We start from the raw sequence: 15,077 nt of genomic DNA on the forward strand, positions 1-15,077 counted from the left end.
AGGATGGTTAGGGGTGGTGGCGTGGGGGGACGGTGGTCGCGGCCCACCTGAGGTGCCCGCCGGGACGGGACCGCGAGCGTTGCGGACGGGTGTGCAGGGCCGGGGACTGCTGACCCGCCGACCGGACCCCCGAGTTGGCATCTGTTCGCGGCCTCGGCTAAAGTTCTCATCCGTCACCAGGAAACACCGGATGACAAGCGGACGTAGCGCAGTTGGTAGCGCATCACCTTGCCAAGGTGAGGGTCGCGGGTTCGAGTCCCGTCGTCCGCTCGGAGATGCCGCCACATGTCGGGGGCTACCTCGGTGGAGTGGCCGAGAGGCGAGGCAACGGCCTGCAAAGCCGTGTACACGGGTTCAAATCCCGTCTCCACCTCGGCTACAAGCGAGGGCGATTGGCGCAGTGGGAGCGCGCTTCCTTGACACGGAAGAGGTCACTGGTTCAAACCCAGTATCGCCCACCAGCTATATAAGCAGGTCAAACGGCTCGTTATCGGATCTTCGGTAACGAGCCATTTTGTAGTTGCTCCTTACGGTGGGAGCAAACTGGGAGCACATGATCATATAGGTGGTCTCGCAACGGTCCTGTGGGTCCGAGCGATGGATGATGCCGACGGAGAGTGTTGCCCCCAGCCTGTGGTACAGGCGTCGGACGAGGCGCAGCGCGAAGACGCCGACCTCGAGCGCCGCTTGCGCTGCTCCAGTTCCTGGTTCGCCCCGCAGTACGCCGGTACCCGAATGCTGCTGAATCCGACTGGGAGCTCCTTGAGGCTCGGACGCCGGCTGGGCGGGGACCGGACGGGATTGCGTGAGTCGGTCGACCATCTGTCAGCGATCGCCCTGGCTCTCAGCCGAGCGGTCCTCCCGGCGGGCGTCTTCCCGGTAGGACCGGCTCAGCCCGTCGAGCAGCGCTCCCGAACGAGGCCACCGACCGCGTACGCGGTCCGCCGCCGTGCTGTACTGCTCGGCGAGCGCGCGCTCCTGCGCCCCGCCGTCGTAGATGCCGCGAGTTGTGACGCCGCGCTGGTTCATCCTCGCGACGGCGAGATGCTCGTCGAGGTCTCTGTCTCTGAGGATCTCGAGGACATCCCGGACTGGCTCGCTGGGCCACGTGCCGTCCTCGTCTGCGACAGCGCCGGACAGCGCGTCGCCCAGAACGACGGGCAGCACCCGGGCGCGGCCGGATGCGGTGAGCATCTCGCGTACCGATTCCACCCATCGCAGCATGTCCTCGGTGGTCGGCAATTGCCCGTCGACGGAGCCTGGGAGCGGCGTGCGCCATTCCCGCAGGATGACCCAGGCCGCATCGAATGCCTGTGACGATGCCGTGTTGTTCCTCGCCTGTCCGTCGGCTGAGCTCGCGCCGGTGTCCGGGTCCGGCCGGTACAGCAAGGACACAAGGCCGGCGAAGCGGGCGGGATTGCGGGCGAGTTCTCGGTGCAGGGCTGTTGGCGTGCGGTTGTGTTCGAGAAGCGGCTGGTAGAACCACTCGAGGTCTGCGAGCAGCGTGTCGTCCGCGCCTGCTTCCTCGACACGGTCGAGCAGGCGTCCGACCGTGTACTCCGGCGACCGTGCGCGCGAGATGTCTTCGGTCGTTGCGAGGGCCGGCGCCTTGAGCGCCTGGATAGCCAGGTCGAGGTCGGCGCCGAAGCCGGCGTGGCTGAGCAATTCGATCGCGGCCCAGGCCCGGCCGCGCTCGAGCATGCGCCGCGCGACGATCGATGTCAGGTCGTCTGGCACTCGCAGCGGTTGCATGTCGCGCCAGAACTCGTCTTGCGTGTCCGGCTCCAGGCCGTCCACGAGCGTCAGCAGAACCTCATCGATCGCCGCGGTCTGGCACAGCGCTGCGGCCTGCGCGGGTCTGGCCTCTGCCGTGGCAGCGAGCCAGCCTGGGTCCTTCCGCTGCCGGTGCGCCGCCAGTCCAGCGGCCATCGCGTGCAGGGGCTGCGACGAGCCCGCGAGGTGCTCGAGAACTGCTGAGTCGTGGCCGGTCGTAACTGACGCCAGGGCGTCGCCGACGGCTGCCGGGTTCTCGGACGCCTCAGCCAGGCGAAGGACCGCTGGGAGTCCGTCACTGAGGCAATGTCGAACCGCTTCGGCTCTCGCGGAGGCGAGCGCCTCCGGATCGGGGTCCTCGCGGTCGAGATTGAGCTCGCGTCGAAAAGGCAGCCACGAGAACAGCTCGGCATCATCGGGCTGGCTCCCCGGGAGGGCGTAGGCGTCCAGGAACGCCTCGAATGGCTCGAGAGCTTGGTCGGGCAGCGCCCAGCCCGCGTCCGGGTGCCGGCGGTGCATCGCCACCCTCTCAGCGAGGCTGGCGAGGACGGTGCGACGGCCCTCCTCCTGCAGATCGGGCCATGCGGTCTCGGCTGCGTTGAGAAGCGCGAGTCTGCCGGGCTCTCGGAACCGGTCGACGAGGTCGACGGCGGCGGTGAGCCGGTCCGGGTCGGCGCCGGCACCGTCGGCGATGCGTGGGGCCAGGGCGTCCAGTGCGTCCAGGATGTCGTTGACGGTGGCGTGCGGCGGCCGCGGCCAGTCACGGAACTTTGGGCCGCTGACCAGGATCATCCCTCGGTCGGCTTGGCGGACGAGGTCGAGCGCGAGTCGCCACGCCGCCATCGGCGCGACGGTCCGGACGGCGTCGAGTGCGGCGATACGCGTTGCCGCATCGCCCGCGCCTTGCGGGATGCGCAGGTGCAGGGCGGCAGCGAGGGAGGCGCTGGGCCGGTTGGCGAGCCGTCCGCCGGGGTCCCGGTCGGCGAGGCGGCCGAGCACGACAGCTACCCGAGACAACAGTGCCGGGGACCAGGCGAGGCTCTCCAGCGCCCACAGCAGCGAGGGGTGGGCGCTTCGGCCGCCCAGCCCGAAGTCGTTGGGCGTCTCGGCGAACAGCGACATCACCGGCGGGTCGGTTCCGTCGAGGGAATGCTCGACGGCCGCGAGGAAGCCTTCAGGCGACGCCTCAGCCAGCAGCGGCAGCAGGTCAGCGACTGCGTGCCAGCGGGCGGCGTCGCCGTCATGGAGCAACTCGCGGACGACCCGGGACGCGTGCTGCTGACCGGTGAGGCCGCCGGGGAGTTCACGGTCGCCGACGACCGCGCCGAGGATCGCCGCGGTCGTGGCCATTCCGCGGCGCAGCGTGTTGGAGTGTCGTCGGCGCGGCGCGCCGGTCTCGCTGAACGAAGCAGCGATGCGCTCTCGTGCGGTTAGTCCTGAAGCGGGGTCGCTTTCGCCCAGCACGCCCGGCGCCAGCGACTGGAACGCATCGAGATCCTCGGCCGTCAGGGCGTGGTGCAGGGCGTCCCATGCATCCACCGGATCGGCGAACTCCCACCGGCGGTCTCTCAGGAGCAGCGGGGCGTCCTCGCCTGACGTCAGCGTGCTTAGGTCCCGGGCGGTCGCCCGCCAGCCGCGGTCGGTCAAGCTCCGCAGCGCTTCTAGGTCGCCCTCAACGTCGTCAGCCCAGGCACCGGCGAGCAGCAGCGGAGCAAGCAGGTTCGCCGTGGTGTCCGAGGCCCACGGCGGCTGGCGAAGCCAGCCGGGCGGGCCGATGCGCCGACGCAGCGACGCCAGGCTCCGTCTCGCTGCCCGTCCGTATTCGTCGGCGCGGTCGTGGTCGAGCCCGGCGGCAATCCATGCCTCCCGTGCGAGGTGCCGGGGCAGCCGTGGGAGCCGGTCATCGGCGGGCCGGCCGGCGCGGGGCAACACGACGTGGTGGCCGGCGCGGAGGGCGTCGCCGATTTCCGGCTCGGCGAACACCGGCACGAGTACCATCGGGCTCTCATGAGCGGCCACTCGCCGCCATGCCCGTACATCCTCGACGAGGAGGGCCCGTTCGACCAGCGCTTCGATCTCGGCCGGCGCGCCCGTGGCGCGCGCGAACCCCATTGCGAGAGCGCCCTCCTCCGCGGTAGACGATATGACGGGCTCGCCCGACTCGGCGTCCGCAACACCCTCGACAGGTTCCTCCGATCCGCCAGGCGTCTCCATCGGCGGGTCTTCGGACGTCTGGCGCGGCGTCGTGGTTGGGTCCTGCGGCGGCTCGGCCATCAGACTGGCCGCAACGAACGCCACGGACTCGTCCCGGCTCGCCGAAGCGATCACCTGCTCGCCCGGCTCGGCGCGGAGCAGGTCCCGAAGGCGGCGAACTCGGTCGTCGCGGCCCGCGAGTAGCAGCGCTGCCGGGATGGCCGGCTGGGTGCGCTCGGCCCAGTTCCGATACCAGTCGCGAAGACCGATCACGCCGTGCGGGTCCCGCCCGAGCTGCTCGGACGCCAACCACCGGTGCACTCCAGGGCACAGCGCTAGCCACGCAGCAAGGTCCTCCGCGTCGAGCACCCGGATACCCGCCCAGCCATCGTCGTCCTCCGTGCGGCGATCGACCCATTCCTGCGAACCGGGCCAGCGCCGGCTCGTCACGAACACGAAGACGACGCCTGCGCGCTCGTTCCGACTCGACCCGTCGACCCGCTTCCGGTAGTCACGCTGTGCCTTGTTCTGGGGTTCACGGCCCGTGCCCAACTCCCAGACGGAGCGGCCCGCCGGCAGGAACGGCGGCACGCCAGAGGGGCTCGTGACCTCGCCATCGAGGCCGGGCAGCCCGACGGCTTCGGCGGCGGGCATGCGGAGCGTCTCCGGAGCGGCCACCGCGAGGATGAGGCGCCGCACCAGAGTCGGCAGGTGCTCACGCGAGTCGTTGCGCTCCGACCACTGTTCCAGATCGGTCGCGGTCAGCAACTCGGTCATCGCACCTCCCTTGCCGTCTCAAGATAGGGCATCCAAATGACACGTTGTCGCCGCCGCGGCGCTGCAACCACGTCACGCTCGCGGTCCCGACCCGTAGCGCCGCTCAAGGCGACGGTGACCACGACGTATCCGCTCATGGCTCCCCTCTGTGTCAAGACACCGCCGGGAGGAGAGTTCTATCCTGGGTGGTGGCGGGTCCGGGAAGTGACTTCTCCGAAGAGCCGGCATGGGGATGTAAGCCGGTCACGCTGGAGCCAGTTGCCGTTCCTGCTGTCCTCCCGGACCCGCCGCCGTGGCCACCGAGTCGTTGATCATGCAGCGGTAGACGATGTCGGACAGGCGTCGTTTCAGCGCGCGCATCGCTTCCATCGACGTCTTCCCGGCGGCCTTCTTCCGGTCGAAGTACGCACGCCCTTCGGTGGGGTTGCGTAGCTGGACGGTGGCCATGATGTGCAGGACCCGGTTGATCTGCCGGTTCCCGGCCCGGGAGAGCCGGTGGCGTACCTGCTCGCCGGAGGAGGCGTCGATGGGGGCGGTGCCGTTCCAGGAGGCGAAGTGGGCCCGGTCCGGGAACCGGGTGACGTCGCCGACCTCGACCAGCAGCCGGGCTGCGCCGGATGGTCCGATGCCGTGCAGGTCCATCAACCCGGTCCCGGTAGAGGCCACGAGCTCTTTCAGTTCCTTGTCGGCTTCCTTGGAACGTCGGTAGACGCGTTCGAGGTCGCTGATCAGCTCCGCGGCGACCCGTCGTCGGGCCTTGCCGACCGTGTCTCGGGGCCGGACCGTAGCCAGCAGTGCCTTGACCTGGGCGGCGGACAGGCTCTTCTTCGCCCCACCTGGGATGAGTTCGAGGAGCAGTTGGTGCAGTTGGGAGACCATCCGGGTGTGGTCCTCGCCCAAAGAGCGGCGCCGGTCGACCAGGATCCGCGCTGCTGCCCACCCTTGCCGAGTCCCACACCGGCCTGCCCCAGCCGCCAACGCCCCCCGAGCCGCAGCCCCACACCCCAACCGCCACAGTCACGGACGCGGAAGGCCATCACGACCAGCCGACATCCGACGACCCCGCCGCCCGTGCCGAAGAAATCACCAGCTCCACCGTCGTCAACGAGCCAGCCGACGACGACCCGGCCGCGGACGCGACCGAGCCCCAACACCCAGCCGGGGCGAAGGTTGACACAGCGGTGACGCAGGCAGGGGCGGAACGAACCGCCGAGGACGGTCCGGACCTGGACGGCGCCGGCGCGGGTGCCGAGGACGGGGCGGACGAAGGCCCCGGCGTCGTCGCCGTCCAGGTACTCGGCCGGCCCGCCATCGTCGACGCCGACCCGGAAAAGCCACTGCGTGCCAAGGCCATGGAGCTACTGGTGTACCTCATCGCCCGCGGCGGCAGCGCCAGCGTCGACGCGATGAAAGAGGACCTGGTACCCGACGCGACAGTGTCCAAGGCGCCGAACCGTATCCACACCTACGTCTACGCGCTGCGCCAGGCGCTGCGGCGCACCGGTGGGCGAGCTACCTACCTCAGCCACCCACGACACCGGTACGTGCTCAACCGCGACGCTCTGGACGTGGACCTGTGGCGAATGCGCGACGCACTCACCGCAGCCGAGACCACCAGCGGCGAGCAGCGGGTAACCGCGCTGCGCCAGGCGGTCGCCGCCTATCGGGGCCCGTTCGCCGAGGACGCCCGCTACGAGTGGGCCGAACCCCATCGGGAGGCGATCCGCAGACAGGCCCTCGACGCCCACCTCGCCCTCGCCGAGGCGCTGCGCGACCAACCCGAGGAGGCACTCGCCGTACTGAATACGGCCATCGAGCACGACCCGTACGCGGAACAGCTGTACCAGGCGGCAATGCGCCGACACGCGGACCTCGACGACACGGACGCAATCGCCACCCGGCTCGCCAAACTGACCCGCAGGCTGGAAGAGCTCGACACCGAACCCACCGACGAGACCCGCGAACTCGCTGCCGCGCTCACCGACGACCTGCGCCGCCGCGCCCGCCGCAAGCCAGGCGCCGCCGCATGAACGCCGCACCCATGCCCGCCACAGCGGCCTGGCACGCCGGACGGCGGCCTGCCCCGCAAGCAACCATCAGCAGCCTCAAACGCATCCGATGGTCGGTGCGAGCCACACTGCTCCTCGGCGTGGCCGCCTCCGTGGCCGCGAACATTTTGCACGCTCAGCCGCACCTGATCAGCCAAGCCATCGCCGCGTGGCCGCCGATCGCGCTCCTGCTCACCGTCGAGCTGATCTCACGCGTTCCTGTCCACCGCCAACTCCTCGCCGCCGTCCGGTTGACCGCCACCACCACGATCGCCGGAATCGCGGCCTGGGTGTCGTACTGGCACATGGTCGGCGTCGCAGCCCACTACGGCGAAACCGGAGTGTCCGCCTACCTGCTGCCGCTATCGGTCGACGGGCTCGTTGTCGTGGCCAGCATCAGCCTGGTCGAACTGTCCGGCCGGCTGCACGCCGCCCAATCCCTGTCACGACCGACGCAACCCGCCTCCGCGCCGGCACCGGCGAGCCAGCCCGCCGCCGGACACCAGGCAGCAGCACCGCCTGCCGACCCACCCGCCGCACCCGCGATCACCGCGCCGCCCGACGAACGCCCCGCCGTACCAGCCAAAGCGACCGATCGCGCGCAGACCAACCAGCGTGACCCGGCAGCTAGCGACGACCCATCGCCGCAGGATGAATCCACCGCTGACCCGACGTCGTCGCACCGCAGCAGCCCAAAGTCCCGTGACGACGGACGGCAGCACGGAGACGACGACACCGACGCCGCACCACAGCGGCCGCCCCGCGGTGCGGCGACCAGAAAAGCGGTCATCGACACCTACCTGCGAGACCCGACCATGCATCCAACCGCGATCGCGGAAGAGATCGGGACCTCGGAACGCACGGTGCGCCGCTACCTCGACGAGTTCCGCACCAACACCGGCACGGACTCTGCCAACGGCAACAGGGCCGAGCGCGGCTACAGCGGCAGTCCTCGGTAGCCCACGGGCACCCAGGACACGCCCTGCATGCCGTGGCCAGAGCCTTCCCCAGCGCCTTCGGCTTGGTCTACTGCGCGGACCGGGCAGTTGTTCCTGCCGAGAACGCAGAAAGGGCCAGGCTTCTTCCTCTAGCCAGACACGCCACCGTGCCTGAGATCACCGCTCCGTCAAAGCGGGGGGAACTCAACTCGTCGAACGGCCGCCCGGCAGCCACTGCCGTCACCAACGCGTCCGCCATCCCCAACCGGTCAGTCAATGGGCGGCGCCGTCGCATTGGGCACCGATGTCGGCGTACTCGCAACAGCGCAGAGCCATGTACGTCAGCACGCACATGGCAACCATCGACGTCGGCAAGTGCACGTGAGTGGTCGGCAGTGGCGGTGATGGCCGTACTCGAAGCTCACCAACTACGCGACGTGACGGCGGAGGGCAACCAAGCGGCGTGCGGATCTGTCGAGTTGAGTGCGTCGGGGCAGCCAGTGTGGAACGCAGTTCGACGTATGCGTGCTTGGGTGAGTGACGAAACCGCCTGGCGCTTACGCTCGGATGGCACCCAGCCAGGCAACATATGATCCCATCCGCTCAGGGCTCCATCGGTCTCGACCGGAGGATCCGCACCCCCGGGCTTCTGTGCACGAACTGCCACCGCAAGACCAAGCTGGGTCGATAGGGGGTGAGTCGGAAACCCCATTGCGGTGCGAGTGACTCTGGTTTGCTGATCATGCGATTGATCTCGGTCGGGATGAGCTTGAGCTCATTTGTAACGTCCGGCACGGGCCGTCAAGGTACGCCACACCGATATCCGGGCTACGACTGGTCCAGTGCCGCCCAACGCTCGGCAATGAGCCGGCGGATCTCGATGAGGCTGACCAGGTCGCAATTGACCGTCTCCGAATACCCGACCGGCATTCTGGCCTTCGGCAGGCAGGGGCAGGCGCCCCGGCGTTTCAGCTCGACCCGCACCGCGCGGTTTCCAGGCTTCTGATGCGGCGGCCGTCCGTGTTGTAGATCTCCAGCACGTGTTCAAGTTTCACGAGTCCGCGATTGCTGTAGCGTAAGGTCTGCGCCCGCTTAACAAAATCGTTAGTAATGCCGAACTTCCAGGCCAGCAGGTCGCCAGTGACGGCATCCCGTACGGCCTTGAGGTAGAAGTATCCGGCTCGGCTTTGGTCGTAGCCAGTTCGCGCACATGCCGGGCAGCCTCGGTCACGCACCGCTCGATTCACAATCGTTGCATGCCATCGATGCCCTTTTGAGCACAGCCAGGGAACCTTGGCATTCCAGCCGAACCCGACAACCGTCGGGTCCCAGCCGTCTGCCTGCCTGGCCAGCTCAGGGTGAGTGGAAGCGAGATCGTTGAACCCAGCCTCGATACGGTGGCCGCAGCAGAACGGGCAGCCGGTGCGCGCATTCGTGCGGTTATTGGGTGTAGCCCTCCACCTGTGCCCCCTCGCGCACCGCCAAGGCATCTGGGCCTCGGATCCGTAGGAGTATTGGGCGGGGTCCCAGCCATCAGCCTCGGGAACGAGGTCGGGAAACATGTCGGCCAAACTCCGGCCGGGCCGTGGAGTGCGGCGATACGCGGCGGTCCTCTTGTTCCCACACTTAGGACAACCGGCGCCGCCGACCCGGTTGCTCAGCGATGTTGACCATCGGTGATGGCAAACGCCGCACCGCCATGGCATCTTCCGGTTGGACCTCGGCTTGAACGCTGACGGATCCCAGCCGTCGGCATCCGCCGCGATCGTCGGGTGCCTGTCGAGCAGGCTTTCTCCCACGCCCGGAACTGTCAGGCTCTCCCCGCGACGGCGTGCGGCGCACCGAGGGCAACCAGCGCCGTTCACGCGGTGCGCGATCCGCGTCTCCCACAAGTGCGAGCAATCAGGGCACCGCCACGGCATGCGCCTGCCCGATCCCGGGCGGAACTGAGAAGCGTTCCACCCCTCCGCCTCGCGTGCCAAGTCGGGCCTCAGCTCCGCCAGACTGGTGCCCTCAGGCAGCACCAGCCGCTGGACTGCAACGCGCCGTCGCGCGCACGGTGGGCATCCGGCACCGAGCCGAGCGCGGTTGCGCACACTCGCCGACCAACGGTGCCCGCACTCTCGACAATGCCATGGCAGCTTGTCGGAGACGCCGGCAGTGATGATGGCAGGGTCCCAGCCATCGGCTTCCTTCGCCAAGTCAGGGTGCAGGTCGGCCAACGAACCTCGCTCTTGCGTCACGGCTCGGAAGCGTAGACATGGGGTCCGACAACTTTCGATTCTGAGGCGGCGTCGTCCTCCGTCGTGTTAATGACCACGTGGATATTCGGGTGACCTCACCTAAGCGTTCCCGACCGGATCGGTACGCCTGGCGCGTCATGGCATGTAAGACACAGGGTCGACCCAAACAACAAGAAAGATCACCTGCCCTGATTCGCCGCGGAGCGGGCGCTACGCAGTAGCACAGTCGTCTGCGCGACCGGTACCCGGACGTGCCGAGATGAGTGCGGCTCATGCTGGGGTGGCGACGTTGAGTGCTTGTGCGGTGACGGTGTTGGTGATGTTTGCGACATGGCCTTGATAGAGGATCTGGCCGCCGTGCTTGCCGGGTCCTGGTCCGAGGTCGATGAGCCAGTCGGCTTGTCGGATGACGTGGAGATTGTGCTCGATGACGACGACGGTGTGGCCGTGGTCCACGAGATTGTTGAGAACACGCAGCAGGGTATCGATGTCGCGGAGGTGGAGCCCGGTGGTGGGTTCGTCGAGGACGTAGAGCGTCGGGCTGGTGGTATCGCGGAGCGCCTTGGCGATCTTGACACGTTGGCATTCTCCGCCGGAGAGGGTTGTCAGAGGCTGGCCGAGTCTCAGGTAACCGAGGCCGACGTCCTCGAGGTGGCGCAGGGCCTTCGTGATTGCTGGATCGGGGAGTCGGTGGATGGCATCAGTGATGGTGAGTTCGTCGACGTCGGCGATGGACAGTCCGTCGACCGTGTATCGCAGGGCCTTGGGAGTGAATCGTCGTCCCTGGCAGGTTTCGCAGACCGTTTCCTGGCCCTCCATGAAGGCGAGGTCGGTGTAGATGACGCCGAGACCATCACAGTCGGGGCAGGCGCCCTGAGAGTTGGCGCTGAACATGCTGGCCGGAACGTTGTTGTGGCGTGCGAACAGCTTCCGGATGGGTGTGGCAATGCCCGTGTACGTGATGGGGGTTGAGCGACGGTTCGTGGTGACCGGCTTCTGGTCGATCACGATGGCGTCGTGCTGAGCGACGAGTTCGGTGGCGAGGCTGGATTTCCCCGAGCCGGCGACGCCGGCGAGCACGATCATGACCTCGGTGGGGATGTCCACGGTCACGTTCTTGAGGTTGTTGCGGGTGGCGTTGGTGACGGTGATGCTCCCGCGTGGGGTTCGTGGCCGATCCTTGATGGGCCGATGCCGTGACAGTTCGGCCGCGGTCGGGGTGTCGGCCTGGCGCAGCCGCGCGAAGGTGCCCTGGAAGACGAGGGTGCCGCCCCGGTCGCCCGCCCCTGGCCCGATCTCGATGACCTGGTCGGCAACGGCCATGACCGCGGGGTCGTGCTCGACGACAAGGACACTGTTGCCCTTGTCCCGCAGCTGCTCAAGCAGCCTGGTCATGGACGCGACATCGTGCGGGTGGAGGCCGACGGTGGGTTCGTCGAAGATGTAGAGCATCTCGACCAGGCTGCTGCCCAGGTGCTTAACGGTCTTGATGCGCTGTGACTCGCCGCCGGACAGGGTCGTGGTGGCGCGGCCGAGGTGGAGGTACCCCAGCCCGATGGTGACGAGGGCGTCCAGCCTTGCCTTCAGCGCGGCCACGACCGGCGCCACGTTCGCCTCGGTCACCGTCGTCACCAGTTCGGCGAGTTCCTTGATCTCCATGAGCGCCATCTCGGCGATGGTGAAGCCGAGCACGGTGGCAGTGCGGCTGGCCTCGTTGAGCCGATCACCGTTGCAGGCCGGGCACACGGCGGAGCGGGTGAACCGGGCGAGGGTTTCCTGCTTGCGGTCGGACAGGTTGTCAGCGGTCTGCAGGTAGATCCGTTCGAACCGTTCGACGACACCTTCGTAGCCCTTTGGGGGTTTGGTGCCGAGGCGTGCGGCGTGTTCGGCGCCGAACAGCAGTGCGTCGCGTTCGGCTTGGGTCCAGTCGCCCACGGGTGTGTCAGCGTCGAAGGTGCCGATGTCGGCGTACTGGGAGTACCAGTAGCCGCCGTTGCCGAACCCGGGCAGCAGGATGGCGCCGTCTTTCAGCGACTTGTGCAGGTCGAGGAAGCGATCAACGGCACTGACGACGACTTCACCGAGGCCAGAGCACGTGGTGCACATGCCGGCGGGATCATTGAAGGAGAAGTGGTTGGACTCACCGACGTGCGGCGTGCTCACGCGGGAGAACAGGAGCCTGAGGTAGGTCCACGCCTCGGTGATCGTACCGACCGTGGATCGTGCGTTTCCGCCGATGCGTCGCTGGTCGATCACCACCACCGGCGAGAGACCGCCGATCTGCTCGACCTCGGGCCGCGCCCACTTCGGCAGCCGGTTGCGGACAAATGGTGGAAAGGTCTCGTTGAGCTGGTAGCCGGCCTCAGCGGCGATCGTGTCGAACACCAACGACGACTTGCCTGACCCGGACACCCCCACGAACACGACCACCTGCCCGCGTGGCACTTCGGCGTCGAGGGACTGCAGATTGTGGGTCCGGGCGCCCCGGATCTCGATCATGCGCTGCGACATGCGGACGACAGTACGAGCAGATGTGGCCAGAAGATGTCCGCGATTCCTCCGACAATCGGCTCATGGCCGACCTCACACAACGAGTCCTCGCCCTGCTGGCGGCGCTGCAGACAGGTCGGGCGTTCACCGGCGAGGAACTCGCCGCCCGCCTCAACGTCAGCCGACGCACGCTACGACGTGACGTCGATCGTCTCCGCGGCTACGGCTACCCCGTCGACGCCCAGCCGGGACCAGGCGGCTACTACCGGCTCTCCGCCGGCAGCGCCATGCCCCCACTTCTCCTCGAGGACGATGAAGCCATCGCGACCCTCCTGGGACTGGCCACCCTCGCCTCGACCGGCAGCGCCAGTCAGGGAAGCCTCGACGATGCGGCGACCCGCGCCTACGGCAAGGTCGACCAGTACCTACCCAAGCGTCTCCGCGGCCGATCAGCCGCCCTACGCACCAGCCTCGAAACCGGACAGACCCTGGCCCCGAGCACCAGCGCAGAAACGTTGAGCGTCCTCGCCGACGCCATCCACCACCAACACCTCGTCACTTTCGACTACGTCGGCGCGACCGGACCTACCACGGCACGCCGAGTCGAACCCCACCGCCAGATCCACCAGCACCTGCGCTGGTATCTGCTGGCCTGGGACACCCGCAAGCACGACTGGCGCGTCTTCCGTACCGACCGCATCACCAACCTGCGGAACACCGGCCGAGCCTTCAGACCCCGCCCACTGCCCGCCGACAGCGGCATCGACTACCTCCGCGACGGCCTCAACAAGCACCAACACCGCATCATCCTGACTGTTGACGCCCCGATGACCGCAGTAGCAGACGCGCTGAAGTACCAGGACGTCAAACTTGAACCCATCACACCGCAGACAACACGCGCCGTCCTCAGATCCGACTCATGGCAGTGGCTCCTGCTGAACCTGGCCTTCCTCGACGCGGACTTCACCATCCACGAACCCGCCGCCTTCCGGACGGCGTGCCGACGATTCGGTGTCCGACTCCAACAGATCTGACCGAACTCCCGCTCAAACTGCTCGGCCGCCAACGAGGCCACCCGCACGGATCTGCCGCCGACCGTGCGACGGCACACGACCGGGAGCCGTCACGCCTCGTGACCAGCCTTCCGTGTCGGATGGCATCAGCGAGTGCCGCCGCGGGTAGGTGTCGGTCGAGCAGGCCGGCTCGGGCCGCTGGGGCTGACCTTGGCAGGTGGTTTACAGGTTCGGCTGAGGGTGGACGTGATCGCTAGGTCGGTTGCCGGTCTGTGGCCTCTCTACACTGCTCGGCGTGGCATTGCAGGCATACGACCGTGGGCTCCTCGCCGTGCAGCGCGGCGCGTTCGAGGAGGCCCGTGAGCAGTTGGAACTGGCCGGGCCGGATGGGCGAGCGTTGCTGCTGTTGGGGCAGTTGGCCAGCGGCGGTCACGGGGAGGCGGCAGATCCTGTACGGGCCTGTGGGTGGTACGAGCGTGCGGCCGAGTTGGGCAATGCCGAGGCGGCTCACAACCTCGCGGTTCTGTATGCCACTGGCCGGGGTGTCGGCCAGGACCAGGCGGCGGCGTTGCGGTGGTATGCGCGTTCGGCCGAGTGGGGTCACGCGCCCGCTCGTCGAATGGTCGGTCTGATGTACGCCACCGGTCAGGGCGTACCGGCGGACCAGGACGAGGCGGAGCGTCACTGGCGGATGGCGGCAAGCGCCGGGGAGGTGCAGGCGTTGCACGATCTGGGCACACTCTTCGCCTACCACAGGGTGGACCTGACGGAGGCCGCGTCCTGGTACCTGGAAGCCGCCAAGGCGGGCACCTTGGCGGCGAGGAAGGAACTGGCCCTGCTCGCGCCGAAACTGCGGATGCCGGCGTCGGTGAACCGCCGGGCCCGGACGATGCTCGGAGTGATCCGCGCCTTCCATCTCGCGGATCCGGTCGGAGGTGTGAAGCTCCTGACCGTGTCGGCGGACGACGGTGATGCGGTCGCTGCGCGCACGCTTGCCTACCTGCTTCAGCACGGTATCGGCACGCCCCGGGACGACACCCGGGCAGCCGCGCTCTATCGGGTCGCTGCGCAGGCGGGAGACGCGCTTGCCGCGTTCAACCTCGGTGTGCTGACGGGCGGATCTGACGATGCGGTGCGCTGGCTACGCCAGGCCGCCGAAGCCGGGGTCACCGAGGCGTACGCACGGCTTGGGGACCGACTCAGCGAGCGTGATCTCGACGAGGAAGCACTGCGGTGGTACGTGCGGGGCGCCGAGTCCGGTGACAAGGCCAGCATGTTCGCGGCGGCCTGCTGGTACCGCGACGGATTCGGCGGACCGGTCGACCTTGTGCAGGCACTTCGCTGGTATCTGGCCATGCTCAACGTCGGCAGCGGCGACGGCATCCATGAAGCGCACGAGATCGTGCCACGAATGACTCCCGATGAAATCCACGACGCCGGCCGGCTCTCAGGCCGGCTGCTGGAGGCAGACCTCTTCGCAGAGCGTCAGACCTCCTCATAGCGCGGTGTCCATCGACCGATCACCGCGGCAGGGCCGGCATGACCCGGACTGCTGGGTCCGTGCCCCCACGCGTATCCGGATCTGCCGCTGAGAAGGCCACG

9 protein-coding genes, 3 tRNA genes and 1 pseudogene are annotated in these 15,077 nt (G+C 68.1%); 7 read left to right on the plus strand and 6 right to left on the minus strand.

From position 1 onward, the window contains the following. Nucleotides 1-197: 197 nt before the first annotated feature. The 3 genes from V1634_RS35250 to V1634_RS35260 all read left to right on the plus strand — a co-directional run bounded on the left by V1634_RS35250 (nucleotide 198) and on the right by V1634_RS35260 (nucleotide 461). A tRNA-Gly gene (locus tag V1634_RS35250) sits at nucleotides 198-270 on the plus strand. 32 nt (nucleotides 271-302) lie between these two features. Continuing rightward, a tRNA-Cys gene (locus tag V1634_RS35255) sits at nucleotides 303-373 on the plus strand. Between the two features lie 13 nt (nucleotides 374-386). Beyond that, nucleotides 387-461 (plus strand) — tRNA-Val (locus V1634_RS35260). Between the two features lie 364 nt (nucleotides 462-825). On the opposite strand, the gene V1634_RS35265 is transcribed toward V1634_RS35260, so the two are convergent. Together V1634_RS35265 and V1634_RS35270 are read right to left on the minus strand one after the other, a co-directional pair. Next, a complete protein-coding gene (locus tag V1634_RS35265) occupies nucleotides 826-4,743 on the minus strand; it encodes a hypothetical protein (protein ID WP_331211956.1) in 3,918 nt (1,305 codons plus the stop codon). Nucleotides 4,744-4,986: 243 nt separating this feature from the next. Next, nucleotides 4,987-5,622 (minus strand): transposase, encoded by a 636-nt coding sequence (locus V1634_RS35270; RefSeq protein WP_331211957.1) that lies wholly within the window; start codon nucleotides 5,620-5,622, stop codon nucleotides 4,987-4,989. 302 nt (nucleotides 5,623-5,924) lie between these two features. Between V1634_RS35270 and V1634_RS35275 the strand changes: the two genes are divergently transcribed. Together V1634_RS35275 and V1634_RS35280 are read left to right on the plus strand one after the other, a co-directional pair. Next, a complete protein-coding gene (locus V1634_RS35275; RefSeq protein WP_331211958.1) occupies nucleotides 5,925-6,773 on the plus strand; it encodes an AfsR/SARP family transcriptional regulator in 849 nt (282 codons plus the stop codon). Next, nucleotides 6,770-7,750 (plus strand): DUF2637 domain-containing protein, encoded by a 981-nt coding sequence (locus V1634_RS35280; protein WP_331211959.1) that lies wholly within the window; start codon nucleotides 6,770-6,772, stop codon nucleotides 7,748-7,750. The genes V1634_RS35275 and V1634_RS35280 overlap by 4 nt, the downstream gene beginning before the upstream one ends. 807 nt (nucleotides 7,751-8,557) lie before the next feature. On the opposite strand, the gene V1634_RS35285 is transcribed toward V1634_RS35280, so the two are convergent. From V1634_RS35285 to V1634_RS35295, 4 genes and pseudogenes are all read right to left on the minus strand, one after another. Next, a complete protein-coding gene (locus tag V1634_RS35285; protein WP_331211960.1) occupies nucleotides 8,558-8,713 on the minus strand; it encodes a hypothetical protein in 156 nt (51 codons plus the stop codon). Then, nucleotides 8,698-9,291: a zinc-ribbon domain-containing protein gene (locus V1634_RS35290; RefSeq protein ID WP_331211961.1), complete on the minus strand. Its 594-nt coding sequence runs from the start codon at nucleotides 9,289-9,291 to the stop codon at nucleotides 8,698-8,700. The genes V1634_RS35285 and V1634_RS35290 overlap by 16 nt, the downstream gene beginning before the upstream one ends. 63 nt (nucleotides 9,292-9,354) lie before the next feature. Then, nucleotides 9,355-9,972, minus strand: a pseudogene (locus V1634_RS35595) (zinc-ribbon domain-containing protein); the annotation flags it as partial. Between the two features lie 270 nt (nucleotides 9,973-10,242). Beyond that, nucleotides 10,243-12,483 (minus strand): excinuclease ABC subunit UvrA, encoded by a 2,241-nt coding sequence (locus tag V1634_RS35295; RefSeq protein ID WP_331211962.1) that lies wholly within the window; start codon nucleotides 12,481-12,483, stop codon nucleotides 10,243-10,245. Nucleotides 12,484-12,545: 62 nt separating this feature from the next. On the opposite strand from V1634_RS35295, the gene V1634_RS35300 reads away from it, so the two are divergent. Both V1634_RS35300 and V1634_RS35305 read left to right on the plus strand, forming a co-directional pair. Then, nucleotides 12,546-13,496 carry a helix-turn-helix transcriptional regulator gene (locus V1634_RS35300; RefSeq protein WP_331211963.1) on the plus strand — a complete coding sequence of 317 codons (951 nt, stop codon included), beginning with the start codon at nucleotides 12,546-12,548 and terminating at the stop codon, nucleotides 13,494-13,496. A gap of 274 nt (nucleotides 13,497-13,770) precedes the next feature. Further along, nucleotides 13,771-14,976 carry a tetratricopeptide repeat protein gene (locus tag V1634_RS35305; protein ID WP_331211964.1) on the plus strand — a complete coding sequence of 402 codons (1,206 nt, stop codon included), beginning with the start codon at nucleotides 13,771-13,773 and terminating at the stop codon, nucleotides 14,974-14,976. Nucleotides 14,977-15,077: the final 101 nt, after the last annotated feature.

It is taken from the genome of Plantactinospora veratri (genome assembly GCF_036421995.1).
Taxonomy (GTDB): Bacteria; Actinomycetota; Actinomycetes; order Mycobacteriales; family Micromonosporaceae; genus Plantactinospora; species Plantactinospora veratri.

What these genes read in the sequence shown, in the direction of transcription:
- V1634_RS35300 (WP_331211963.1), top strand. Translation starts at nt 12,546, where the DNA reads ATGGCCGACCTCACACAACGAGTCCTCGCCCTGCTGGCGGCGCTGCAG.
- V1634_RS35265 (WP_331211956.1), bottom strand. Translation starts at nt 4,743, where the DNA reads ATGACCGAGTTGCTGACCGCGACCGATCTGGAACAGTGGTCGGAGCGC.
- V1634_RS35290 (WP_331211961.1), bottom strand. Translation starts at nt 9,291, where the DNA reads ATGTTTCCCGACCTCGTTCCCGAGGCTGATGGCTGGGACCCCGCCCAA.
- V1634_RS35270 (WP_331211957.1), bottom strand. Translation starts at nt 5,622, where the DNA reads ATGGTCTCCCAACTGCACCAACTGCTCCTCGAACTCATCCCAGGTGGG.
- V1634_RS35280 (WP_331211959.1), top strand. Translation starts at nt 6,770, where the DNA reads ATGAACGCCGCACCCATGCCCGCCACAGCGGCCTGGCACGCCGGACGG.
- V1634_RS35295 (WP_331211962.1), bottom strand. Translation starts at nt 12,483, where the DNA reads ATGTCGCAGCGCATGATCGAGATCCGGGGCGCCCGGACCCACAATCTG.